Annotated in this window: 22 protein-coding genes; 18 read left to right on the top strand and 4 right to left on the bottom strand. The window is 66.5% G+C overall.

Features of this window, described 5'->3' with window-relative positions; genetic code table 11:
• The 6 genes from HTY53_RS12435 to HTY53_RS12410 all read left to right on the top strand — a co-directional run.
• Window positions 1-657, top strand: a 657-nt coding sequence (locus tag HTY53_RS12435) for a phospholipase D-like domain-containing protein (RefSeq protein ID WP_254599927.1), incomplete at its 5' end; no start/stop codon positions are given.
• A gap of 377 nt (window positions 658-1,034) precedes the next feature.
• Window positions 1,035-1,625: a TetR/AcrR family transcriptional regulator gene (locus HTY53_RS12430; RefSeq protein ID WP_006578334.1), complete on the top strand. Its 591-nt coding sequence runs from the start codon at window positions 1,035-1,037 to the stop codon at window positions 1,623-1,625.
• Between the two features lie 71 nt (window positions 1,626-1,696).
• Complete coding sequence (locus HTY53_RS12425; RefSeq protein ID WP_174106869.1) at window positions 1,697-3,484, top strand: acyl-CoA dehydrogenase C-terminal domain-containing protein; 1,788 nt, start codon at window positions 1,697-1,699, stop codon at window positions 3,482-3,484.
• A 243-nt stretch (window positions 3,485-3,727) separates the two neighbouring features.
• Complete coding sequence (locus HTY53_RS12420; protein WP_174106868.1) at window positions 3,728-6,154, top strand: 3-hydroxyacyl-CoA dehydrogenase/enoyl-CoA hydratase family protein; 2,427 nt, start codon at window positions 3,728-3,730, stop codon at window positions 6,152-6,154.
• 19 nt (window positions 6,155-6,173) lie between these two features.
• Window positions 6,174-7,373 (top strand): acetyl-CoA C-acyltransferase, encoded by a 1,200-nt coding sequence (locus HTY53_RS12415; RefSeq protein WP_174106891.1) that lies wholly within the window; start codon window positions 6,174-6,176, stop codon window positions 7,371-7,373.
• A 112-nt stretch (window positions 7,374-7,485) separates the two neighbouring features.
• Window positions 7,486-8,262, top strand: a complete 777-nt coding sequence (locus HTY53_RS12410; RefSeq protein ID WP_174106867.1) for an enoyl-CoA hydratase — start codon at window positions 7,486-7,488, stop codon at window positions 8,260-8,262.
• A 167-nt stretch (window positions 8,263-8,429) separates the two neighbouring features.
• Here the strand turns inward: HTY53_RS12410 and HTY53_RS12405 are convergent, their stop codons facing one another.
• Entirely contained in the window at window positions 8,430-8,834 is a 405-nt protein-coding gene (locus HTY53_RS12405; protein WP_174106866.1) for an acyl-CoA thioesterase, read from the bottom strand.
• 161 nt (window positions 8,835-8,995) lie between these two features.
• Here HTY53_RS12405 and HTY53_RS12400 point away from each other — a divergent pair, with 161 nt between their 5' ends.
• From HTY53_RS12400 to HTY53_RS12385, 4 genes are all read left to right on the top strand, one after another.
• Complete coding sequence (locus HTY53_RS12400) at window positions 8,996-10,927, top strand: ABCB family ABC transporter ATP-binding protein/permease (protein ID WP_174106865.1); 1,932 nt, start codon at window positions 8,996-8,998, stop codon at window positions 10,925-10,927.
• Between the two features lie 330 nt (window positions 10,928-11,257).
• Window positions 11,258-12,274 (top strand): ABC transporter substrate-binding protein, encoded by a 1,017-nt coding sequence (locus tag HTY53_RS12395; protein ID WP_174106890.1) that lies wholly within the window; start codon window positions 11,258-11,260, stop codon window positions 12,272-12,274.
• A gap of 74 nt (window positions 12,275-12,348) precedes the next feature.
• Complete coding sequence (locus tag HTY53_RS12390) at window positions 12,349-13,182, top strand: ABC transporter ATP-binding protein (protein ID WP_174106889.1); 834 nt, start codon at window positions 12,349-12,351, stop codon at window positions 13,180-13,182.
• Between the two features lies 1 nt (window position 13,183).
• The gene (locus HTY53_RS12385) at window positions 13,184-13,957 is read left to right on the top strand and encodes an ABC transporter permease (RefSeq protein WP_174106888.1); all 774 of its coding nucleotides are present in this window, start codon (window positions 13,184-13,186) and stop codon (window positions 13,955-13,957) included.
• Window positions 13,958-14,120: 163 nt separating this feature from the next.
• On the opposite strand, the gene HTY53_RS12380 is transcribed toward HTY53_RS12385, so the two are convergent.
• Both HTY53_RS12380 and HTY53_RS12375 read right to left on the bottom strand, forming a co-directional pair.
• Entirely contained in the window at window positions 14,121-14,588 is a 468-nt protein-coding gene (locus HTY53_RS12380) for an Lrp/AsnC family transcriptional regulator (protein ID WP_174106864.1), read from the bottom strand.
• A 76-nt stretch (window positions 14,589-14,664) separates the two neighbouring features.
• Window positions 14,665-15,267, bottom strand: coding sequence for a cysteine dioxygenase family protein (locus tag HTY53_RS12375; protein ID WP_254599926.1), 603 nt, complete (start codon window positions 15,265-15,267; stop codon window positions 14,665-14,667).
• Window positions 15,268-15,433: 166 nt separating this feature from the next.
• On the opposite strand from HTY53_RS12375, the gene HTY53_RS12370 reads away from it, so the two are divergent.
• From HTY53_RS12370 to HTY53_RS12345, 6 genes are all read left to right on the top strand, one after another.
• Window positions 15,434-16,414 carry a LysR substrate-binding domain-containing protein gene (locus tag HTY53_RS12370; RefSeq protein WP_174106863.1) on the top strand — a complete coding sequence of 327 codons (981 nt, stop codon included), beginning with the start codon at window positions 15,434-15,436 and terminating at the stop codon, window positions 16,412-16,414.
• Window positions 16,415-16,580: 166 nt separating this feature from the next.
• Window positions 16,581-17,885, top strand: a complete 1,305-nt coding sequence (locus HTY53_RS12365; RefSeq protein ID WP_174106862.1) for a Glu/Leu/Phe/Val family dehydrogenase — start codon at window positions 16,581-16,583, stop codon at window positions 17,883-17,885.
• A gap of 269 nt (window positions 17,886-18,154) precedes the next feature.
• On the top strand, window positions 18,155-19,054 hold the full coding sequence (locus HTY53_RS12360; protein WP_174106861.1) for a glutamate/aspartate ABC transporter substrate-binding protein: 900 nt from the start codon (window positions 18,155-18,157) through the stop codon (window positions 19,052-19,054).
• Window positions 19,055-19,130: 76 nt separating this feature from the next.
• A complete protein-coding gene (locus tag HTY53_RS12355) occupies window positions 19,131-19,859 on the top strand; it encodes an amino acid ABC transporter permease (protein ID WP_174106860.1) in 729 nt (242 codons plus the stop codon).
• Window positions 19,860-19,869: 10 nt separating this feature from the next.
• On the top strand, window positions 19,870-20,553 hold the full coding sequence (gene gltK / locus HTY53_RS12350) for a glutamate/aspartate ABC transporter permease GltK (RefSeq protein ID WP_174106859.1): 684 nt from the start codon (window positions 19,870-19,872) through the stop codon (window positions 20,551-20,553).
• The gene (locus tag HTY53_RS12345) at window positions 20,550-21,284 is read left to right on the top strand and encodes an amino acid ABC transporter ATP-binding protein (RefSeq protein WP_174106858.1); all 735 of its coding nucleotides are present in this window, start codon (window positions 20,550-20,552) and stop codon (window positions 21,282-21,284) included. Before gltK ends, HTY53_RS12345 begins: the two co-directional genes overlap by 4 nt.
• A gap of 171 nt (window positions 21,285-21,455) precedes the next feature.
• Here the strand turns inward: HTY53_RS12345 and HTY53_RS12340 are convergent, their stop codons facing one another.
• On the bottom strand, window positions 21,456-22,286 hold the full coding sequence (locus tag HTY53_RS12340) for a class II glutamine amidotransferase (protein ID WP_174106857.1): 831 nt from the start codon (window positions 22,284-22,286) through the stop codon (window positions 21,456-21,458).
• 180 nt (window positions 22,287-22,466) lie between these two features.
• Between HTY53_RS12340 and HTY53_RS12335 the strand changes: the two genes are divergently transcribed.
• Together HTY53_RS12335 and HTY53_RS12330 are read left to right on the top strand one after the other, a co-directional pair.
• Window positions 22,467-23,540, top strand: a complete 1,074-nt coding sequence (locus HTY53_RS12335; RefSeq protein WP_174106856.1) for a tartrate dehydrogenase — start codon at window positions 22,467-22,469, stop codon at window positions 23,538-23,540.
• Entirely contained in the window at window positions 23,537-24,862 is a 1,326-nt protein-coding gene (locus HTY53_RS12330; protein ID WP_368040980.1) for a glycerate kinase, read from the top strand. Before HTY53_RS12335 ends, HTY53_RS12330 begins: the two co-directional genes overlap by 4 nt.
• Window positions 24,863-24,876 lie beyond the last annotated feature (14 nt).

Genomic DNA, 24,876 nt, shown 5'->3' with positions numbered 1-24,876 from the left:
TTCCCGGGCGGTCTGTCCGGCCTCGCCGCCGACTTTCCGCTGCCGCAAGGCTCGCTGCCTTCGCCGACCGAAGGCGGCGTGCGGGCGGCGCTGCTGCTGCGTGACAACCTGCGCAATCGCCGCACCATCGAGCGCGCCTATCTGCAGGCCCTGGGCTCGGCGCGGCACGACGTCATCATCGCCAACGCCTACTTCCTGCCGGGGGCCAAGATGCGGCGCGCGCTGCTGGCCTGCCGCCGCCGCGGCGTCCGCGTGCGGCTGCTGCTGCAGGGCATGGTCGAGTACCGGCTGCAGCACTATGCGACTCACGCGCTGTACGCGACCCTGCTCGAAGCCGGCGTCGAGATCCACGAGTACGCCGAGAGCTTCCTGCACGCCAAGGTCGCGGTGGTCGACGACAGCTGGGCGACGGTCGGCTCCAGCAACATGGATCCCTTCAGCCTGCTGCTGGCGCGCGAGGCCAATGTGGCGGTCTACGACGAGGCCTTTGCCGCGCAGTTGCGTCACGAACTGGAGCGCGCGATCGCGCTGCGCAGCGCGCCGGTCGTGCCCGAGGATCATGCGCGCCGCGGCCGTCTGCGCCGCTGTCTGGACTGGACCGCCTACATGCTGTTGCGCTTTGGCGTCATGGTGGCCGGCGCGGCTGGCCGCTATTGACGATGGCGAGCCGGTGCTGCCGTGCGGCAAAATGCCGCCGGCATCCGGGCAAGGGGCGCGGCGACGGCGCAGACTTCGCCGCGCATGCCCGGATCGGCCCGATGTTGCGGCGCAGTTCGGTTTAGAAACGAAGGTCTAATTAAAAACTTGATAGCGGCAGGCGCGGCCAGAATAATCTGAACGACCGTTCTTTTTTGGCTTAGACTGCGTGCATTCGCCAGCCCGGTTCCGCCTCTACCCGGCGGGCCGCGGCGATCGACACAACAGGCCAGGGCCAAGCGCGGCATCGCGAACCGATGCCGCAAAAAGTACGGAGAAAAATCATGCGACACCAGTCAGCCCGTCTCGAATCCGCCACCAACGCTTCTCCTGCCCCGATGCGCAAGGGCGAGATGACGCGCGTGGCGATTCTCGACGCCGCACTGGAATTGTCGTCCCGCGACGGACTCGAAGGTTTGACCATCGGTCTGCTCGCGGAACGCATGCAAATGAGCAAGAGCGGCGTGTTCGCGCATTTCGGTTCGCGCGAAGACCTGCAGGTGGAGGTGGTGCGCGAGTATCACCGCCGGTTCGAGCAGGAGGTCTTCTATCCCTCGCTGAACGAGCCGCGCGGTCTGCCGCGCCTGTGGTCGATGGTGCGGCGCTGGATGGAAAAACGGATCCAGGAAGTCACCACCGGTTGCATCTACATCAGCGGGGCGGTCGAATACGATGACCGCGCGGAAAGCCCGGTGCGCGACGAGCTGATCAAGAGCGTCACGATCTGGCGGGCCGCGCTGACACGCGCGATCGAACAGGCCAAGGAAGAGGGCCATCTGCGCGCGGACTGCGATCCGCGCCTGATGCTGTTCGAGATGTACAGCCTCGAACTGGGGCTGCATCACGATGCCCGCTTCCTGCGCCTGCCCGACAGCGCCGAGCTTGCCATGGTCGCGCTCAACAAGCTGATTCAGTCCTACCGTACCTGATGCCGCCGCGGTCATTGCGTGCCTGACAGCACGAGCGGCGCGGCGGCTTCGCCAACTCCAAGGAGATCTTGATGGGCCAGTACACCGCTCCGCTGCGCGACATGCAATTCGTGCTGCACGAACTGCTCGGCGTCGAGGCCGAGCTCAAGGCGATGCCGCCGCACGCCGACGTCGATGCGGACACCATCAACCAGGTCATCGAGGAAGCCGGCAAGTTTTGCTCGGAAGTCATTTTCCCGCTGAACCAGAGCGGCGACCGCGAGGGCTGCACCCACCACGGCGACGGCGTCGTCACCGCGCCGTCGGGCTTCAAGGAAGCCTATCGGCAGTACGTCGAGGCCGGCTGGCCGGCGCTGGCGTGCGATCCGGAATTCGGCGGCCAGGGCCTGCCGATCCTGGTCAACAACGCGCTGTTCGAGATGCTGAACTCGGCGAACCAGGCCTGGACCATGTACCCGGGCCTGTCGCACGGCGCCTACGAGGCGCTGCACGCGCACGGCACGCCCGAGCTGCAGCAGCGCTACCTGCCCAAGCTGGTGTCGGGCGAATGGACCGGCACGATGTGCCTGACCGAGCCGCATTGCGGCACCGACCTCGGCATCCTGCGCACCAGGGCCGAGCCGCTGGACGATGGCTCGTACAGCCTGACCGGCACCAAGATCTTCATCTCGGCGGGCGAGCACGACCTGTCGGCCAACATCATCCACCTGGTGCTGGCGCGCCTGCCTGACGCGCCGCAGGGCACCAAGGGCATCTCGCTGTTCGTGGTGCCGAAGTTCATTCCCGATGCCGACGGCAATCCGGGCGAGCGCAACGGCATCGTCTGCGGCTCGATCGAACACAAGATGGGCATCCACGGCAATGCCACCTGCGTGATGAACCTGGACGGCGCGCGCGGCTGGCTGGTGGGCGAGCCCAACAAGGGCCTGAACGCCATGTTCGTGATGATGAACGCCGCGCGGCTGGGCGTCGGCATGCAGGGCCTGGGGCTGACCGAGGTCGCGTACCAGAACTCGGTGGCCTACGCGAAGGAGCGGCTGCAGATGCGTTCGCTGACCGGGCCGAAGGCACCGGACAAGCCGGCCGATCCGATCATCGTCCACCCTGACGTGCGCCGCATGCTGCTGACGCAGAAGGCCTTCGCCGAGGGCGGCCGCGCCTTCAGCTACTGGACCGCGCTGCAGATCGACCGCGAGCTGTCGCACCCGGACGAGGCGGTGCGCAAGCAGGCCGGCGACCTGGTCGCGCTGCTGACGCCGGTGATCAAGGCGTTTCTGACCGACAACGCGTTCATCGCCACCAACGAGGGCATGCAGGTGTTCGGCGGCCACGGCTACATCTCCGAATGGGGCATGGAGCAGTACGTGCGCGACGCCCGCATCAACATGATCTACGAGGGCACCAACACGATCCAGGCACTGGATCTGCTGGGCCGCAAGATCCTCGGCGACATGGGCGCGAAGATGAAGGCCTTCGGCAAGATCGTGCAGGAGTTCGTCGAGGCCGAGGGCACCAACGAGGCGATGCAGGAGTTCATCAATCCGCTGGCGGACCTGGGCGACAAGGTGCAGAAGCTGACCATGGAGATCGGCATGAAGGCGATGGCCAATCCCGACGAGGTCGGCGCCGCCGCGGTGCCGTACCTGCGCGTGGTCGGCCATCTGGTGTTCGCCTACTTCTGGGCCCGCATGGCGAAGATCGCGCTGGAGAAGCAGCACAGCGGCGACAAGTTCTACACCGCCAAGCTGGCCACCGCGCGCTTCTATTTCGCCAAGCTGCTGCCGGAGACCGCCGCGCAGATCCGCATGGCCCGCGCCGGCGCCGCACCGCTGATGGCGCTGGACGCGGAATTGTTCTGATCGGTCGGAGTCAAGCGAGCTCGTTGTTCCCCGACCGGTTTTCCCCTCTCCCGCTTGCGGGAGAGGGGTAGGGGAGAGGGAAAGCAGCGGTCGATCCAGCGATATCGCGTGCTGGAGCGCATTGCCCTCTCCCCCGACCCCTCTCCCGCACGGCGGGAGAGGGGAGAGAACCGCCACAAGGGAAAGGGCAGCGGCCGGACTACCCGACCCCACCTCTTCAACCGCTCACTTCCAGGAGCGCGCATGTCCAATTTCATCGTCAAGAAAGTCGCCGTGCTGGGTGCCGGCGTCATGGGCGCGCAGATCGCGGCCCACCTCGTCAATGCCCGCGTGCCGGTGGTGCTGTTCGATCTGCCGGCCAGGGAAGGCCCGAAGAACGGCATCGTGCTGCGGGCCATCGACAATCTGAAGAAGCTGTCCCCCGCGCCGCTCGGCCTCAAGGACGACGCCGGCCTGGTCCGCGCCGCCAACTACGAGGACGACCTCGCGCTGCTGAAGGAATGCGATCTGGTGATCGAGGCGATTGCCGAGCGCATGGACTGGAAGCACGACCTGTACAGGAAGGTCGCCCCGCATCTGGGCGCCGACGCGATCTTCGCCACCAACACCTCGGGCCTGTCGATCACCGCGCTGTCCGAGGGCTTCGATGCCGAGCTGAAGGCCCGCTTCTGCGGCGTGCACTTCTTCAATCCGCCGCGCTACATGCATCTGGTCGAGCTGATCCCGACCGAGGCGACGCAGCCGGCCATCCTCGACCGCCTGGAAGCGTTCCTGACCACCACGCTGGGCAAGGGTGTGGTGCGCGCCAAGGACACGCCGAACTTCATCGCCAACCGCGTCGGCATCTTCTCGATCCTGGCGGTGTTCGCCGAGGCCGAGAAGTACGGCATTCCGTTCGACGTGGTCGACGACCTGACCGGCAGCAAGCTGGGCCGCGCCAAGTCGGCGACGTTCCGCACTGCCGACGTGGTGGGCCTGGACACGATGGCTCACGTGATCAAGACCATGCAGGACAACCTGCAGGACGATCCGTTCGCGCCGGTGTACCGCACGCCCGCGGTGCTGAAGTCGCTGGTCGATGCCGGCGCGCTCGGCCAGAAGACGGGCGCCGGCTTCTACAAGAAGGAAGGCAAGCAGATCAGGGTGCTCGACGCGAAGACCGGCCAGTATGTCGACGCCGGCGGCAAGGCCGACGAGATCGTCGCGCGCATGCTGAAGAAGGAGCCGGCCGAGCGCATCAAGCTGCTGCGCGAATCGGGCAATCCGCAGGCGCAGTTCCTGTGGGCGATCTTCCGCGACGTGTTCCACTACATCGCCGTCTACCTCGAGCAGATCGCCGGCTCGGCGGCCGACGTCGACCTGGCGATCCGCTGGGGCTTCGGCTGGAATTCGGGTCCGTTCGAGGACTGGCAGGCCGCGGGTTGGCAACAGGTCGCGCAATGGGTCAAGGAAGACATCGAGGCCGGCAAGGCGCTGTCGAACGCGCCGCTGCCCGAGTGGGTCTTCGCCGGCCCGGTGGCGGACAACCAGGGCGTGCATTCGGCGCAGGGCTCGTGGTCGCCGGCCACGCAGTCGTTCGTGGGCCGCAGCGCGCTGCCGGTCTATCGCCGCCAGGCCTTCCGCGCGGCACTCAAGGGCAGCGACGCGGTCGATCCGCGCAAGGCCGGCCGCACCGTCGAGCAGAACGACGCGGTGCGGATCTGGGTCTGCGAGGGCCAGGACGACGTGCTGGTGATCTCGTTCAACAGCAAGATGAACACGATCGGCCCGGACACCATCGACGGGCTGATCCGCGCGATCGATCTGGCCGAGAGCGCCTACAAGGGGCTGGTGGTGTGGCAGCCGACCTCGCTGCAGCTGGGCGCGCCGGGCGGCCCGTTCTCGGCCGGTGCGAATCTGGAGGCGGCGATGCCGGCCTTCATGATGGGCGGCGCCAAGGGCGTCGAACCGTTCGTCAAGAAGTTCCAGGACGGCATGATGCGGGTCAAGTACGCCGCGGTGCCGGTGGTGTCGGCGGCGTCGGGCATCGCGCTGGGCGGCGGCTGCGAGCTGATGCTGCATTCGGCGCGGCGCGTGGCGGCGCTGGAAACCTACGTCGGCCTGGTCGAGGTCGGCGTCGGCCTGGTGCCGGCCGGCGGCGGGCTGAAGGAGGCCGCGCTGGCGGCCGCGCGCGCGGCGCAGGCCGCGGGCAGCACCAACTATCTGCAGTTCCTGACCCAGCGCTTCCAGAACGCGGCGATGGCCAAGGTCTCGGCCTCGGCGCTGGAGGCGCGGCAAATGGGCTATCTTCAGCCGACCGATCCGATCGTCTTCAACGTGCACGAGCTGCTGCATGTCGCCTGCAGCGAAGTGCGCGCGCTGCACGAGGCCGGCTACCGCCCGCCCGCGCAGGGAGAACTGGTGCCGGTGGCGGGCCGCTCCGGCATCGCCACCATCAAGGCGTCGCTGGTCAACATGCGCGACGGCGGCTTCATCTCCGCGCACGACTTCCTGATCGCCTCGCGCATCGCCGAGGCGGTCTGCGGCGGCGACGTCGAAGCCGGCGCGCTGGTCAGCGAGGAATGGCTGCTGGCGCTGGAGCGCCGCGCCTTTATCGAACTGCTGGGCACCCCGAAGACGCAGGAACGCATCATGGGCATGCTGCAGACCGGCAAGCCGGTGCGCAACTAATCGGCACGCGAGGAAATCGATCATGAAACAACTGCAAGACGCCTATATCGTTGCCGCGACCCGCACGCCGATCGGCAAGGCGCCCAAGGGCGCGTTCAAGCACTACCGGCCCGACGACCTGCTGGCCACCACGCTGCGCGCCGCGCTGGCGCAGGTGCCGAGCCTGGACCCCGCGCTGATCGAAGACGCCATCGTCGGCTGCGCGATTCCCGAAGCGCAGCAGGGCCTGAACGTCGCGCGCATCGGCGCGCTGCTGTCGGGCTTGCCGACCTCGGTCGGCGGCATCACGGTGAACCGCTTCTGCGCCTCGGGCCTGAGCGCCGTCGCGATGGCGGCCGACCGCATCCGCGTTGGCGAGGCCGACGTGATGATCGCCGCCGGCGTCGAATCGATGAGCATGGTGCCGATGATGGGCAATACGCCCTCGATGTCGCCGTCGATCTTCGCCCGCGACGAGAACGTCGGCATCGCCTACGGCATGGGCCTGACCGCCGAGCAGGTCGCGCGCCAATGGAAGGTCAGCCGCGAGGATCAGGACGCCTTCGCGCTGGCCTCGCACCAGAAGGCGCTGGCCGCGCAGCAGGCCGGCGAGTTCGCCGACGAGATCACGCCGGTCGAGATCGTCGAGAAGCTGCCGAACCTGGCCAGCGGCGAGGTCGAGCTCAAGACCCGCACGCTATCGCTGGACGAAGGCCCGCGTCCCGATACCTCGCTGGAAGGGCTGGCAAAGCTGCGCCCGGTGTTCGCCAACAAGGGCAGCGTGACCGCGGGCAACAGCTCGCAGACCTCGGACGGCGCCGGGGCGCTGATCCTGGTGTCGGAGAAGATCCTGAAGGCGTGCAACCTGGTGCCGCTGGCGCGCTTCGTGTCGTTCGCGGTGCGCGGCGTGCCGCCGGAGATCATGGGCATCGGTCCGAAGGAAGCGATTCCGGCCGCGCTGAAGGCCGCCGGCATGACGCAGGACCAGCTCGACTGGATCGAGCTGAACGAGGCATTCGCCGCGCAGGCGCTGGCGGTGATCCGCGATCTCGGCCTCGATCCGGCCAAGCTGAACCGGATGGGCGGCGCGATCGCGCTGGGCCACCCGCTCGGCGCGACCGGGGCGATCCGCTCGGCCACCGTGGTCCATGCACTGCGCCGGCACAACCTGAAGTACGGCATGGTTACCATGTGCGTCGGCACGGGCATGGGCGCCGCGGGTATCTTCGAACGGGTTTGACGCAAGCTGCCACGGGAACTGCCTCGTTGTCGGGGCGGTTCCCGCGGTCGGCATCTTCGACCGGAACACCGACCAGAACACCGACAGGAACACCAACAAACAAGGAGACACCATGAGCATCCTGACCCGCATCGAGCAAGGCGTGCTGACGATCGAGTTCGACCGCCTGGACAAGAAGAACGCGATCACCGCGGCGATGTACCAGCAGATGGCCGACGCGCTGCGCGCAGCCGCCGGCGACGACGCCGTGCGGGCGATCGTGATCCGCGGCAAGGACGAGATCTTCACCGCCGGCAACGATCTCGAGGACTTCCTCAAGCGGCCGCCGAGCAGCGAGGAAGATGCCGCCAAGGCGCCGGTGTTCCAGTTCCTGTACGAGATCAGCCATGCCGCCAAGCCGCTGGTGGCGGCGGTCAGCGGACCGGCGGTCGGCATCGGTACCACGCTGCTGCTGCATTGCGACCTGGTCTATGCGGCCGAGGGCGCGCGTTTCTCGCTGCCGTTCGTGCAGCTGGGGCTGTGCCCGGAGGCGGCGTCGAGCCTGCTGCTGCCGCGCCTGGCCGGCTACCAGCGCGCCGCCGAGAAACTGCTGTTGGGCGAGCCGTTCAATGCGCAGGAGGCGCAGCAGATCGGCCTGGTCACGCGCGTGGTGCCGGCCGCCGAGCTGCACGACTTTGCGCTGGCGCAGGCGCGCAAGCTGGCGGCGCTGCCGGCGTCGTCGCTGCGGGAAACCAAGCGGCTGATGAAGGGATTTGATACCGCGCAGATGGAGACGCAGATGGCGCAGGAGGGCGCGGTGTTCCGCCGGCTGCTGCAGTCGCCCGAAGCGAAGGAGGCCTTCACGGCGTTCTTCGAGAAGCGCAAGCCGGATTTCACGAAGTTCAATTGAGCGGTGGAGGCGGGGCGGAACCACCCCCTCTCCCCGACCCTCTCCCCCTGAGGGGGAGAGGGAGAACCCAATCGGTAGAGCTCGACGCCGCGGTCGGTTTTCTCCCCTCTCCCGCTAGCGGGAGAGGGGCGGGGGAGAGGGCAAGGGCGCCCGCTATTCCGCCGCCCTCAAACCTTCGGCAGCACCCGCGGCTGCCGTTCCTCGTCGGTCGCCACATAGGTCAGCGTGGCCTCGGTGACCTTGACGATCTCGTTGCTATGGCGCATCCGCTGCGCATAGACCTCGACCTCGACGGTGATCGAGGTCCGCCCCGTCTTGACGATGTCGGCATAGAAGCTGACCAGGTCGCCGACGAATACCGGATGCTTGAACAGGAAGGAATTGACCGCCACCGTGGCGACGCGGCCCTGGGCGCGCTCGACCGCAGGAATCGAGCCCGCGATGTCGACCTGCGCCATGATCCAGCCGCCGAACACGTCGCCGTGCACATTGGCATCGGCGGGCATCGGCACCACGCGTAGTGCGGGGTTCTTGCCGGGAGGCAGGGACGACAGGATCTGGGGTTCGTTCATGGTCAATCCGGAAGGCAGGTAAGGGGCAGCGCCGTCTGTGCGGGCCCGTTTGAAAATCGGGTGGGGCAGGGGAAAAGCCGGGCGCGGGCAGGGGAGAAATCCGGGGGAAACCCGTCGCGCCGAACTCTGCGACAATCGCATATTCGCCCGAATTCTAACGTATGCGACGCTACTCCACGACGGACGAGCCTGCCCCCACGGCCCCGTCCTCGCCGCTGTTCTCCGGCGCGCGCGGCCAGCGCAGCGACTGGCAGACCGTGCGCAATCTGCTTCCCTATCTGTGGCATTACAAGTGGCGCGTGATGCTGGCGCTCGCCTGCCTGGTGGCCGCCAAGGTCGCCAATCTGGGCGTGCCCGTGCTGATGAAGCGACTGATCGACGCGATGGACATCGCGCCCGGCGATCCGCGCGCACTGCTGGCGGTGCCGGCCGGTCTGATCGTCGCCTACGGCGTGCTGCGGCTGTCGACCACGTTGTTTACCGAGCTGCGCGAGATCCTGTTCTCCAAGGTCACGCAGAGCGCGGTGCGCGAAATCGCGCTGCAGGTGTTCCGCCATCTGCACAGCCTGTCGCTGCGCTTCCATCTGGATCGCCAGACCGGCGGCATGAGCCGCGACATCGAGCGCGGCACGCGCGGCATCCAGTCGCTGATCTCGTATTCGCTGTACAGCATCCTTCCCACGCTGGTCGAGATGGCGCTGGTGATGGGCTTCTTCCTGCTGCACTACGACATCTGGTTCGCGGCGATCACCGGCGGCGCCTTGCTCGCCTATATCGTCTTCACGGTGGTGGTGACCGAATGGCGCACGCACTTCCGCCGCAAGATGAACGAGCTGGATTCGCGCGCCAACCAGAAGGCGATCGACTCGCTGCTGAACTTCGAAACCGTCAAGTACTTCGGCAACGAGGCCTACGAAGCCGCGCGCTACGACGAGAACCTGCGGACCTACCGCACCGCCGCGATCCGCTCGCAGAACTCGCTGTCGCTGCTGAACTTCGGCCAGCAGGCGATCATCGCGATCGGGCTGATCCTGATCCTGTGGCGCGCCACGGTCGGCGTCGCCGCGGGCGTGCTGACGCTGGGCGACCTGGTGCTGGTCAACACGCTGATGATCCAGCTTTATATCCCGCTGAATTTCCTCGGCGTGATCTATCGCGAGATCAAGCAGGCCACCACCGACATGGACCGGATGTTCGTGCTGCTCGGCACCAACCGGGAAGTGGCCGACGCGCCCGATGCCCGCCCGCTGGCGGTGCGCGGCGCCGAAGTGCGCTTCCGCCATGTCGGCTTCGGCTACGACAGCAATCGCCGCATCCTGGACGATGTCGATTTCACGATTGCCGCCGGCACCACCACCGCGGTGGTCGGCCATAGCGGCTCCGGCAAATCGACGCTGGCGCGGCTGCTGTTCCGCTTCTACGACGTCGGCAGCGGCGCGGTGCTGGTCGACGGACAGGACATCCGCACCGTGACGCAGGACAGCCTGCGGCGCGCGATCGGCATCGTGCCGCAGGACACGGTGCTGTTCAACGACAGCATCTACTACAACATCGCCTACGGCCGCCCGGGCGCGAGCCGGGAAGAGGTCATCGAGGCCGCGCGTGCCGCCCAGATCGACACCTTTATCCGCGAGCTGCCGCAGGGCTACGACACGCCGGTCGGCGAGCGCGGGCTGAAGCTGTCGGGCGGCGAGAAGCAGCGCGTGGCGATCGCCCGCACGCTGCTGAAGAACCCGCCGATCCTGATCTTCGACGAAGCGACCTCGGCGCTGGACTCGCGCACCGAGCAGGCGATCCAGGCCGAACTGATGCGGCTCGCGCAGAACCGCACCACGCTGCTGATCGCACACCGGCTGTCCACCGTGGTGCATGCCGACCAGATCCTGGTGATGGACCGCGGCCGGATCGTCGAGCGCGGCACCCATGCCGAGCTGATGCGCGCGGACGGCCGCTATGCGGAGATGTGGCGCATCCAGGCGCGCAGCGCCGCGCAGGGTGCCACGCCTTCGGACGACAACGGCGGCGAGCTGGCACGCATCGAAGGCGCCGCCGCGGTCGCGGCCGACCTCGGCGACGCGACCCAGGACGCCTGAGTTCGCACCCGCATTGTCGACAATGGCCGCACGCAATCGTGCGCGGCACCGGCCCTTGCACAAGTTTGGTTAGACAAACCGCGGCGGCGATGCCCCGCTTTGGGGCCGATTCGCAGCGGTTTTGGCTGGCATATCGCTTGCAGACACTGTTCGCGCAAAACAGGCACGAACAGGAGAGCAAACATGCCGCAAGACAGGTCGCAACACGGGTCGCAACACGGGTCGCAACACCAGCATCCCAAGCACAATACGCATTGCGGCGAGGACGCCAAGGGCCCACAGGCCAGCACGGCGCCATCGCCGCTGCGCCGCAGGCTACTGCAGCTGGGCATGGTGCTCGGCACCGCAATGGTGCTGTCGACACAATGGGCCACGCCCGCCCATGCACAGGCCGCGACCAGAATCCGCTTCCAGCTCGACTGGCGTTTCGAGGGCCCGTCGGCGCTGTTCCTGCTCGGCGAGCAGAAGGGCTACTACAAGGCCGAGAAGCTCGACGTGTCGATCGACGCCGGCAACGGCTCGGGCAATGTGGTCAACCGCGTGGCCTCCGGCACCTATGACATGGGCTTTGCCGATCTCGCTTCGGTGATGGAGTTCTACGGCAACAATCCGGACGCGAAGAACAAGCCGGTCGCCGTGATGATGGTCTACAACAACACGCCCGCCGCGGTGCTGGCGCTGAAGAAGTCCGGCATCAAGGCGCCGAAGGACCTGGCCGGCAAGAAGCTCGGCGCACCGGTGTTCGACGCCGGCCGCCGCGCCTTCCCGATCTTCGCCAAGGCCAACGGCCTGCAGGCATCGGGCTTCAACTGGCAGGCGATGGACCCGACGCTGCGCGAGACCATGCTGACGCGCGGCGATCTCGATGCGATCACGGGCTTCTCGTTCACCTCGATCCTGAACCTCAATGCGCGCGGCGTGAAGGACGAGGACATCGTGGTGCTGCCGTACCCGCAGTACGGCGTCAAGCTCTACGGCAACGCGGTGATCGCGTCCGAGGACTTCCTGAAGAAGAATCCCGAAGCGGTCAAGGCCTTCCTGCGCGCCTTCGCGAAGTCGGCGCGCGACGTGATCGCGAAGCCCGAGGAGGGCATCAAGGCGGTCAAGGCGCGTGACGGCATCATCGACGAGAAGCTCGAAGTGCGGCGCCTGAAGCTGGCGCTCGACAGCGTGGTCAGGTCGCCGGACGCGAAGGCCGACGGCTTCGGGCGCGTCAACAAGCCGCGCCTGTCGCTGATGGCGTCGCAGGTGGCAGATGCGTTCGGTACCAAGGGCCGCATCAATCCGGATGCGCTGTGGACCGACGCCTATCTGCCGTCGGCGGCGGAACTGGACGTGCTGCGATGACGGCCGACGTTGCAGCATCGGCTGCTGCATCGACCACGGCCGCGGCGGCTGCGTCCGCCGCAGTCTCCGGCGACATGCCGCGGACAGCGGCCGCAGCGCCCGGCGCGGACGCCGAAGCTCCCTTCGTCGACTTCAACCGCGTCTGGCTGGCCTACAACGACGAACTGGCCCGCCAGGGCGAGTTCGCCGTCGAGGACATCTCGCTGCAGGTGCAGCCCGGCGAGTTCATCGCGATCGTCGGCCCATCGGGCTGCGGCAAGTCGACCTTCATGAAGCTGGCCACCGGCCTCAAGCCCGCCACGCGCGGCGTGGTCAAGATCGCCGGCGAGAAGGTCACCGGCCCGCTGAAGATGGTCGGCATGGCCTTCCAGGCGCCGACGCTGCTGCCGTGGCGCACCACGCTGCAGAACGTGATGCTGCCGCTGGAGATCGTCGAGCCGTACCGCTCGACGCTGCGCTCGCGCCGCGAGGAGTATGTCGAGCGCGCCCGCACGCTGCTGCGCACGGTCGGCCTGGCCGGCTACGAGGACAAGTATCCGTGGCAGCTGTCCGGCGGCATGCAGCAGCGCGCGTCGATCTGCCGCGCGCTGATCCACGAGCCGCGCATGCTGCTATTGGACGAACCGTTCGGCGCGCTCGACGCCTTCACGCGCGAGGAGCTGTGGTGCGTGCTGCGCGACCTGTGGCAGGCCCAACGCTTCAACGTGATCCTGGTCACCCACGATCTGCGCGAGGCGGTGTTCCTGGCCGACACGGTCTACGTGATGAGCCAGCGGCCGGGCCGCATCCTGATGCGCAAGCCGATCGACCTGCCGCGTCCGCGCGAGCTCGAACTGACCTATACCGAACCCTTTGCCGATCTGGTGCACATGCTGCGCGAGAAGATCGGCCATGTCCGCCAGCACTGAGATGACCACGCTTACCGATTCGAACCAGCGGCGCGTGGAACGCGTCGCGCCCTGGTTGCTGCTGGCCGCCTGCCTGCTGTTGTGGCAGGGCGCCTGCATGATCTTCGAGGTGTCGGACTTCATCCTGCCGAGCCCGGCGGCCATCGTGGTGTCGCTGGTCGACTACTGGGACGTGATCGCGGCCCATGCCTGGCGCACCTTCTGGACCACGATGGTCGGCTTTGGCATCGCGATCGTCGTCGGCGTGGTGCTGGGCCTGCTGATGGGGTCCTCGCGGCTGGCCTATGCGGCCGGCTATCCCTTGATGACCGCCTTCAACGCGCTGCCCAAGGCTGCCTTCGTGCCGATCCTGGTGGTGTGGTTCGGCCTTGGCGCGGGACCGGCGATTCTGACCGCGTTCCTGATCTCGTTCTTTCCGGTGATGGTCAATATCGCCACGGGGCTGGCCACGCTCGAGCCCGAACTGGAGGACGTGCTGCGCGTGCTGGGCGCGAAGCGCACCGACGTGCTGTTCAAGGTCGGGCTGCCGCGCGCGATGCCGTATTTCTTCGCCTCGCTGAAGGTAGCGATCACGCTGGCCTTCGTCGGCACCACGGTGTCGGAGATGAACGCGGCCAACGAAGGCATCGGCTATCTGCTGGTATCGGCCGGCTCCGCGATGAAGATGCCGCTGGCCTTCGCCGGCCTGGTGGTGATCGCGGTGATGGCGATGGCGATGTACGAGCTGTTTGCGGTGCTGGAGAAGCGGATGACGGGGTGGGCGCATCGGGGGTGAACATCCGCATGCCGCTCGGTTTTCTCCCCTCTCCCACTTGTGGGGGAGGGGCGGGGGAGAGGGCAAGGGCGTTCGTCATGGTCAATGGCGTCGGCATGGCCACTGCCGTTTGCCCTCTCCCCCAACCCCTCTCCCGCAAGCGGGAGAGGGAGTACCGGTCTGCTCAGACGTAATCGAGCGGCAGCGCCGTCGTGTACTTGATCTGCTCCATCGCGAAGCTCGAGCTGACGTCGGCCAGTTCGGCGCCCTGGATCAGCCGCTTGTAGACGCGGTCGTAGGCGGCGATGTCCGGCACCACCACGCGCAGCAGATAGTCGGTGTCGCCGGCCATCCGGTAGAACTCGGTGACTTCCGGGATCGACGCCACCAGCCCGTGAAAGGTCTTGAGCCACTTCGCACTGTGCTGGTTGGTGCGGACCGACACGAACACGGTGACACCCACGTTCAGCTTGGCGGGATCGAGCAGCGCCACGCGCTTGCGGATCACGCCGCTCTCCTGCAGCTTCTGCACACGGCGCCAGCAGGGTGTCGAGGTCAGGCCGACCCGTTCGGCCAGTTCGGCCACCGGCAGGTCGGCGTTCTGTTGCAGCTCGGCCAGAATCTGGCGGTCGTATCGATCAAATCGGTCCATGTCGGTGGCGGGCTCCGTCGGTGTTGCAGGGATTCGATGGATCGCGAACCGGCGCGCCTCGCAGCGCGATGGCCCGCTAGCCGGCCGCCACCAGCAGATTGACGCCGGTGGCGATCTGCGCGGGCTCGACCCCGTACAGGTGCAGCGAGATGGCGATGTCGTCCGGCTCGCCGTCGCCCGCATCCTTGCGGCGGCCCGGATGGCCCAGCGAATGGATATGGCCCAGGCCCGCCGGCACGCTGAACACTGCCCCCGGTTCCCGCATGACGCTGCCGCTCGGCCGCGCGACCTGGGCCGCCTCGTCCCAACGGTAGTGCCGCTCGATGAGCGTGCCCTGCAGCACGCGGTAGGCGCACCAGGTGCGATGCCCGTGCACGGGACTGGCCTGGCCCGGACGCCAGACCAGCAGCATCGCGCAGAAGCGCGCCATCGGGTCGGCGTAGACCAGGTGGCGGGTATAGCCATCTGGGCTGCCGGCACGCGCGGCCGCCGGCAGCAGGGCCAGCAGCGCGCCGGCGTCGCCCAGGCACGCCTGGACCTGCGCCGCCACGGTACGCGCGCTGTCGTCGAACACCCGCGCCAGCGCCGGCGACAGGGCCGACAGCGAGGATGGCGTGCCGAGGCCGGCCGGCATGGGCGTGGATTGGCGCGACTGCGGTTCGGCGTGCAGGCTGGACATGGAGACTCCGGAGGACAAGAGGCGGATGGGTCCGATGATAGCCAGCGGGGCTTGGCAAGGCGCTCTAAAATGTAGCGCCGATGCGATCCATTCGGGAATGATATTCCGTTTTAGCGCTTCGCCATAGAATATTTTTGCGACAGTGGCCGTGGGGAGATAATGCGCCATGGAAATCAAATGGCTTGAAGACTTCGTCAGCCTGGCGGAGACGCACAGCTTCTCGCGCTCGGCGGAGCTGCGGCACGTGACGCAGCCCGCCTTCTCGCGCCGCATCCAGTCGCTCGAAGCCTGGGTCGGCACCGAGTTGATCGACCGCTCCAGCTATCCGACCAACCTGACCCCTGCCGGCAAGGTGTTCTATGAGCAGGCGCTGGCGATGCTGGCCCAGGTCAGCGAGACCCGCGCGCTGATGCGCGGCCAGCGCTCGGCCAACGCGCAGATGCTGGAATTTGCCGTACCCCATACGCTGTCGCTGACGTTCTTTCCCGAATGGCTGAAGGCGCTGGAGCGACAGGTCGGCACGCTGGCCTGCCGGCTGCGCGCGCTGAACGTGCACGACGCAGTGCTGATGCTGGTCGAGGGCGGCTGCGATCTGGTGATGGTCTACCATCATCCGCGTCAGGCGATCCAGCTCGATCCCTCCCACTACGACATGCTGGTGCTCGGCGTCGAGCGGATGTCGCCGTTCAGCGTGCCCGACGCCGGCGGCAAGCCGCTGTATCGGCTGCCGGGCACCGATCGCAAGCCGGTGTCCTTCCTCAGCTATACGCCCAATGCTTTCCTCGGGCGGATGGTGGAGATGCTGCTGTCGGATACCAGCGAATCGTTCAAGCTGGACAAATGCTACGAGACCGATATGGCCGAGGCGCTCAAGGTGATGGCGCTCGCCGGACACGGGCTGGCGTTCCTGCCCGAGAGCGCGGTGCGGGAGGAAGTGGCGCAGGGCCGGTTGGTGCGGGCCGAGGGGCCGCGGGCGGCGCCGCTGTCGATCGAGATGGAGATCCGCCTGTACCGCGCGCGACCGGGCGAGCATGGCAACGACCGGCGCGGCAGCCAGCTGCGCCGCAAGCGCGAACTGGTCGACCGCATCTGGGCCAGCCTGTCGGCCGGCGCGGCGCCGATCCCCATCGAGGGTGGGGCCAGCTGATGTTGGCGCGGTGGCTCTGCCTGCCGCTCGCACCCCCACTTGCGTGGGGTGAGCCGCCCGCCAAAAGGTTATGCATTTCCTGCATGACCGAATGAACAAACGGCATTGGATTTCCGCCGGGCGGCGCCCCTAAGCTTGTCGGCATTCCACTTTCGGACTTGCCACGATGTCTTCCGATTCGCCGATCATCACCGCCTCTGCGCACGCCGTCCCCTCCTATCTGAACGCCGACAACCTCGGTCCCTGGGGCATCTACCTGCAACAGGTCGACCGCGTGACCCCGTACCTCGGCTCGCTGGCCCGCTGGGTCGAAACGCTGAAGCGCCCCAAGCGCGCGCTGGTGGTCGACGTGCCGATCGAGATGGATGACGGCACCATCGCTCATTTCGAGGGCTATCGCGTCCAGCACAACACCTCGCGCGGCCCGGGCAAGGGTGGCGTGCGCTTCCACCAGGACGTGACGCTGTCCGAGGTGATGGCGCTGTCGGCCTGGATGTCGGTCAAGAACGCGGCTGTCAATGTGCCATACGGCGGTGCCAAGGGCGGCATCCGGGTCGACCCGCGCAAGCTGTCGCGCGCCGAACTCGAGCGCGTGACGCGCCGCTACACCAGCGAAATCAACATCATCATCGGGCCGAACAAGGACATCCCGGCCCCCGACGTCAACACCAACGAACAGGTGATGGCGTGGATGATGGACACCTATTCGATGAACGAGGGCAGCACGTCCACGGGCGTGGTCACCGGCAAGCCGATCTCGCTGGGCGGCTCGCTGGGCCGCCGCGAGGCGACCGGCCGCGGCGTGTTCGTGGTGGGCGCCGAAGCGGCGCGCAACCTGGGCATGGAAATCAAGGGTGCGCGCATCGTCGTGCAGGGCTTCGGCAATGTCGGCAGCGTCGCCGCCAAGCTGTTCCACGAGGCCGGCGCCAAGGTCATCGCGGTACAGGACCACAAGACCGCGCTGTTCGACCCGGCCGGCCTGGACGTGCCGGCGCTGATCGAACACGTGACGCACAACGGCACCATCGACGGCTTCCGCGCCGAGACCATCAACGCCGAGCAGTTCTGGCAGACCGAGTGCGAGATCCTGATCCCGGCCGCGCTGGAAGGCCAGATCACCGCCGCCAACGCGCCCCATATCAAGGCCCGCATGGTCATCGAAGGCGCCAACGGCCCGACCACGCCTGAGGCCGACGACATCCTGCGCGAGCGCAATATCCTGGTGGCTCCGGACGTGATCGCCAACGCCGGCGGCGTCACGGTGTCGTACTTCGAATGGGTGCAGGACTTCTCCAGCTTCTTCTGGACCGAAGAGGAGATCAACCAACGGCTGGTACGGATCATGCAAGAGGCGTTCCGCGCCATCTGGCAGGTCTCGCAGGAGAACAAGGTCACCCTGCGCACCGCCGCGTTCATCATCGCCTGTACCCGTATCCTGCAGGCTCGCGAAATGCGCGGTCTCTACCCCTGATCGCCGGGCGCGATATCGGGGAGAGGGAACCCGTATTGGGGCAGGCATCATGCTGCAATGCACCAAGACGGGTCCGAAGCAGAAAGAGGCGGCAGCCGGAGATTCCGGCTGCCGCTTTTTTATTACAGCGGCGTGGCGCAGCCGATTGCCGGACAGCGCCGGCTAGGGAAATACCCGTTGTATCGGAGCGTCGGCTTGCGCAATACTATTTCGTCGGCGGCACGTTTCTTGTTAGAGTCCCGCCTTTCTCTCATGGTCAAGGAGATGTTATGAAGGTTGCCAAGTTGGCTGCGTTGACGATTGCGGCAGGCGTGCTGTGCGGTACCGCACAAGCGGCCGAGCAATTGACCGGCACGCTGAAGAAGATCAAAGACACGGGTGTGATTACGCTTGGCGTGCGGGAATCGTCGATTCCCTTCAGCTATAACCTCGGTGGTGTCCGCACCGTCGGCTATTCCTATGACATCAACGTCAAGATCGTCGAAGCGATCAAGGATCAGCTGAAGCTGCCGAATCTGCAGGTCAAGGAAATTCCGATTACCTCGCAGAACCGCATTTCGCTGCTGCAGAACGGCACCATCGATATCGAATGCGGCTCGACCACCAATAATCTCGAGCGCCAGAAACAGGTCGCCTTCAGCAACACCATCTTCATCATCGGCACCCGCTTCATGACCAAGAAGGACAGCGGGATCAAGGATTGGGCCGACCTGAAGGGCAAGAACGTCGTCACCACCGCCGGCACCACGTCCGAGCGCCTGCTGCGCACGATGAACGACCAGCAGAAGCTGGGCATGAACATCATCAGCACCAAGGACCACGGCCAGTCGTTCCTGACGCTGGAGTCGGGCCGCGCCGCCGCCTTCATGATGGACGACGCGCTGCTGTACGGCGAGCGCGCCAAGGCCCGCAACCCGGCCGACTGGGTCGTCACCGGCAAGCCGCAATCGCGCGAATCGTACGGCTGCATGCTGCGCAAGGACGATGCCCAGTTCAAGAAGGTCGCCGACAACGTGATCGCGAATCTGATGAAGACCGGCGAGATCAACAATCTCTACGCCAAGTGGTTCACCCAGCCGGTGCCGCCGAAGGGTCTGAACCTGGACTTCCCGATGTCCGATGACATGAAGGCACTCATCAAGAACCCGAACGACAAGGCGCTCGACTGATTCGGCTCCAGTCACGCGTGTGAAACGGAAGGCGTGCGCGAAGGCATGTCCTTCCGTTTCTTTTTGAGGACGCATCATGAATTACAACTGGCATTGGGGTGTATTCCTCGAAGAAGCCGCGATGAACGAGACCTATCTCGACTGGATGATTTCCGGTCTGAAGGTCACCATCGCGCTCGGCCTGACTTCGTGGGTGATCGCCCTGATCATCGGCTCGATTCTCGGCGTATTGCGCACGGTCCCGAATAAATTCCTGGCCGGCATCGCGGCGACTTACGTCGAAATCTTCCGCAATATTCCGCTGCTGGTGCAGCTGTTCATTTGGTATTTCGTGGTTCCCGAATTGCTTCCGTTCGGCGAATCGATCAAGCAGATGAATCCGTTCACCCAGCAATTCCTGGCCGCGATGTTCTGCCTCGGCACTTTTACGGCCGCGCGGATCTGCGAACAGGTGCGCTCGGGCATCAACTCGCTGCCGCCGGGACAGCGCAACGCCGGTCTGGCGATGGGCTTCACGCTGCCGCAGACCTATCGGTATGTGCTGATGCCGATGTCGTTCCGCGTCATCGTGCCGCCGCTGACCTCCGAATTCCTGAATATCTTCAAGAACTCGGCGGTGGCATCGACGATCGGCCTGCTGGAACTGGCGGCGCAGGGGCGTCAGCTGGTCGACTACACGGCGCGCCCGTACGAGTCCTTCATCGCGGTCACGCTGATGTACGCGCTGATCAATATCGTCGTCATGCTGGGAATGCGCTGGGTGGAAAAGCGCACGCGCGTGCCGGGCTTCATCGGCAGCAAGTAAGGGGAACGCGATGGCTTATTCATTCGATTTCACCTCGATCAACGCCGATACGCTGCACGTGCTCGGCGAGGGCATGATGGTGTCGCTGAAGATCACCGCCACCGCGGTGGTGGTGGGCATCGTCTGGGGCACCATCCTCGCGATGATGCGCCTGTCCTCGGTCAAGCCGCTGAACTGGTTTGCGCAGGGCTACGTCACCGTGTTCCGCTCGATCCCGCTGGTGATGGTGCTGCTCTGGTTCTTCCTGATCATTCCGCAGGTATTGCAGGGGCTGTTCAATCTGTCGCCGGCGACCGATCTGCGCATGACTTCCGCGCTGGTGGCCTTCGCGCTGTTCGAGGCGGCCTATTACTCGGAGATCATCCGCGCCGGCATCCAGAGCGTGTCGCGCGGGCAGATGTATGCGGCGCAGGCGCTGGGCATGACCTACGGGCAGACCATGCGGCTGGTGGTGCTGCCGCAGGCGTTCCGCAACATGGTGCCGCTGCTGCTGACGCAGGGCATCATCCTGTTCCAGGATACGTCGCTGGTCTACGTCAGCGCGCTGGCCGATTTCTTCGGGCAGGCGTATGGCATCGGCGAACGCGATGGCCGCATCGTGGAGATGCTGCTGTTCGCCGGTCTGGTCTATTTCGTGATCTGTTTTTCCGCATCGTTGCTGGTCAAGCGATACCAGAAAAAGGTGGCTGTATGATCGAAATCAATAACGTCTCCAAGTGGTACGGCACCTTCCAGGTGCTGACCGATTGCACCACCCGCGTGGCCAAGGGCGAAGTGGTGGTGGTGTGCGGCCCGTCGGGTTCGGGCAAGTCCACGCTGATCAAGACCGTCAACGGGCTGGAGCCCTTCCAGAAGGGCGACATCCTGGTCGACGGCATCTCGGTGGGATCGCCGAAGACCAATCTGCCGAAGCTGCGTTCGCGCGTCGGCATGGTGTTCCAGAACTTCGAGCTGTTCCCGCATCTGTCCATCACCGAGAACCTGACGATCGCGCAGATCAAGGTGCTGGGCCGCTCGCGCGAGGAAGCGATGGCCAAGGGCATGCAGTACCTGGAGCGCGTCGGCCTGAAAAATCAGGCGGACAAGTATCCGGGCCAGCTGTCGGGCGGCCAGCAGCAGCGCGTGGCGATCGCCCGCGCGCTGTCGATGGATCCGATCTGCATGCTGTTCGACGAGCCGACCTCGGCGCTGGACCCCGAGATGGTCAATGAAGTGCTCGACGTGATGGTGCAGCTCGCCCACGAAGGCATGACGATGATGTGCGTGACCCACGAAATGGGCTTTGCCCGCAAGGTGGCCAACCGCGTGATCTTCATGGACCAGGGCCGCATCGTCGAAGACACGGCAAAGGAAGAGTTCTTCGGCAATATCGAGGCGCGTTCCGAACGGGCGCGGCACTTCCTGTCGAAGATCCTGCAGCACTGAGGAAGCAAGCTCCTCTCTGTGTGCTCCCTTTCCCCCTCAGGGGGAGAGGGTTGGGGAGAGGGAGGTGGTTTTATTCCACCCGCAGCGCGCGTTCCTGTGCTGCTGGCCCTCTCCCCCAACCCCTCTCCCGCAAGCGGGAGAGGGGAGTCAAAACTCCCTCCAGCTTTCCCTTCAGGTACAGGCCGAATTGGCCGCGTTGCGCGCCTGCACCTCGGGCGGAATCGGCACCGTCAGCGTCATCGTCGGCTGCCCGGCCTCGAACATCATCAATTCCCCCGGCGCGAACGGCGTCCACACTTCGTCGTCGGTCAACGGCGCGGTGGCGATCACCGCTACGCGATCTTCCGGCGTCGTCACCTGCGCGAAGTCGATCGACAGGTCCGCATCGATCAGATGCGCGGTCGAGAACGGCCACTGGCGCACCAGGTAATACAGCCGCGTCGAACAGTGCGCGAACAGCGCCTGCCCATTGCTCAGCAGATAGTTGAAGACGCCGTACAGCGTGATCTCGCGCGTGATGTCGGCCAGCGCGTGGCACAGCTCGTTCAGCGGCGGCTGGGAGCCGGGAAACCGCTTGCGCAGGCCCTGCATCAGCGCGCAGAAGGCCAGCTCGCTGTCCGTATCGCCGACCGGCTGATAGACGCCCGACAGAAACGGCGAGAAGCCCTTCAGATCGCCGTTGTGAGCGAAGATCCAGTGGCGGCCCCACAGTTCGCGCATGAACGGATGGCAGTTCTCCAGCCGCACCGTGCCCTGGGTCGCCTTGCGGATATGGGAGATGACGTTCTTCGACTTGATCGGGTAGTTCTTGATCAGTTCGGCCACCGGCGAGGTGCCGGCGGACTGGTTGTCGATGAACAGGCGGCAGGCCTTGTCCTCGAAGAAGGCCACGCCGAAGCCGTCGGCGTGATGGTCCGTGAGGCCGCCGCGCGCGGCGAAGCCGGTGAAGGAGAACGTCACGTCGGTCGGCGTGGCGCAGTTCATGCCGAGCAGCTGGCACATGGCGTGGGACCGGGACGGCGTGGGGGCCGGCCGATTGCAATAGAATTGCAGCATTATCCCGCCGGGCCCGGCGTTCTGCCAAGCAGGGCCGCGGCGGTCGGCGCGGCCCGCGGGAAATCCCCGAATCGCCGCCGATCCGCCCTCAACCCCATTCAACCGCCTGCACCGAAACCTTCCGCCATGAGCCAATACAAGATTGCCGTGATCCCTGGAGACGGGATCGGCACCGAAGTGATGCCCGAAGGCATCCGCGTGATGGACGCCGCCGCGCGCCGATTCGGCATCGATCTGCAGTGGGACCATTTCGATTTTTCCAGCTGCGAGTATTACGCCCGCCACGGCAAGATGCTGCCCGACGACTGGTTCGATACGCTCGCGCGCTATGACGCGATCTATTTCGGCGCGGTCGGCTGGCCGGCCACGGTACCCGACCACGTGTCGCTGTGGGGCTCGCTGCTGCAGTTCCGGCGCGCGTTCGATCAGTACGTGAACCTGCGCCCGGTGCGGCTGATGCCGGGCATCCGCAGCCCGTTGGCCGACCGCAAGCCGGGCGATATCGATTTCTACGTGGTGCGCGAGAACACCGAGGGCGAGTATTCCAGCATCGGCGGCCGCATGTTCCCGGGCACCGAGCGCGAGGTGGTGATCCAGGAAACGGTGATGAGCCGGATCGGCGTGGACCGCATCCTGAAGTTCGCGTTCGAGCTGGCGAGCAGGCGTCCGAAGAAGCATCTGACCTCGGCCACCAAGTCCAACGGCATTTCGATCACGATGCCGTACTGGGACGAGCGGGTCGAGGCGATGGCGGCGAACTATCCGGAACTGAAGGTCGACAAGTACCACATCGACATCCTGACCGCGAACTTCGTGCTGCATCCTGACTGGTTCGACGTGGTGGTTGCCAGCAATCTGTTCGGCGACATCCTGTCGGACCTCGGGCCGGCGTGCACCGGCACCATTGGCGTCGCGCCGTCGGCCAATATCAATCCCGAACGCACCTATCCGAGCCTGTTCGAGCCGGTCCATGGCTCGGCGCCCGATATCGCCGGGCGCGGCATCGCCAATCCGATCGGCCAGATCTGGTGCGGCGCGATGATGCTCGAACACCTGGGCCATGCCGATGCCGGCGCCGCGGTGCTCGGCGCGATCGAATCGGTGCTGGCCGCCGGGCCCGCGCATGCGCCGCTGACGCGCGATATCGGCGGCACCGCCGGTACCGAGGATCTGGGCCGCGCGATCGCGGAAGCGCTGTGAGCCAGGCCGCCAACGGGGCCGGCACGCTCCGCGTGGAGCCGCGCGCGCTGCTGCGCGAGAGCTTCGATGCCGCGGTGGCCGCCGCCGATCCGCTACGCATCGTCGCCGCGCATCTGCCGCCGCCGAGCCGCCAGGGGCGCACGCTGGTGGTGGGCGCCGGCAAGGCCGCGGCGTCGATGGCGCTGGCGGTCGAACGCGCTTATGCCGGCGCAGGCGTGGCGCTGGAAGGGCTGGTGGTCACGCGCTACGCGCACGGCCTGCCGACCGAGCATGTGCGCGTCATCGAGGCCGGCCATCCGGTGCCGGACGAGGCGGGCGAGCGCGCCGCCGCTGAAATCCTGGCCCGCGTACAGGCGCTCGGGCCCGAGGACCGGCTGATCGTGCTGGTCTCAGGTGGCGGCTCCAGCCTGCTGTCGCTGCCTGCCGACGGCGTGTCGATGGCCGATCTGCGCGCCACCACGCAGGAGCTGCTGCGCTGCGGGGCGCCGATCACCGAGATGAACGTCGTGCGCAAGCATCTGTCGCGCATCCAGGGCGGGCGCCTGGCCCAGGCCAGCCGCGCGCCGGTGACCACGCTGATCGTTTCCGACGTGGCCGGCGACGATCCCAGCGCGATCGCATCGGGCCCGACCGTGCCCGATCCGAGCACCTACGACGATGCGCTGGCGATCCTGCGCCGCTACGAGGCGCGCGTGCCGCCGGCGGTGCTGGCCCATCTCGAAGCCGGCGCGCGCGGCGAGCAGGCCGAGACGCCGAAGCCCGGCGATCCGCTGTTCGCGCGCGTCGACAATCGGATGATCGCCACCGCGCACGGCAGCCTGGCGGCCGCAGCCGACGTGTTCCGGGCGCACGGGGTGACCCCGGTGATCCTGGGCGATACCGTCACGGGCGAGGCCCGCGAGGTGGCGCGCGTCTACGCGGCGCTGGTCCGCGAAATCCGCGCGTACAATGCGCCGTTTGCCGCGCCGGTGGCGCTGATCTCCGGCGGCGAATGCACCGTGACGCTGCCCAAGGACGGCGCGGGGCGCGCCCGCGGCGGCCGCTGCTCCGAATTCCTGCTGTCCCTGGCGATCGAATTGGAAGGCGTGCCGGGCGTGCACGCGATCGCCGCCGATACCGACGGCATCGACGGCTCCGAGGACAATGCCGGCGCGCTGGCCGACCCGACCACGCTGTCTCGCGCGGAGGCGGCCGGCATGCCGGCGCGCCGCCAGCTCGAGGCGCACGACGCCTGGGGGCTGTTCGATGCGATCGGCGATCTGGTCGTGACGGGGCCGACCCGCACCAACGTCAACGATTACCGCGCCATCCTGATCCTGTAACTGCCGGCCTGTTT

It is taken from the genome of Cupriavidus gilardii (assembly GCF_013314895.1).
GTDB lineage: Bacteria > Pseudomonadota > Gammaproteobacteria > Burkholderiales > Burkholderiaceae > Cupriavidus > Cupriavidus gilardii_C.
The sequence above is the reverse complement of the archived record's forward strand: the minus strand, read 5'-3'. Positions and strand labels throughout refer to the sequence as shown.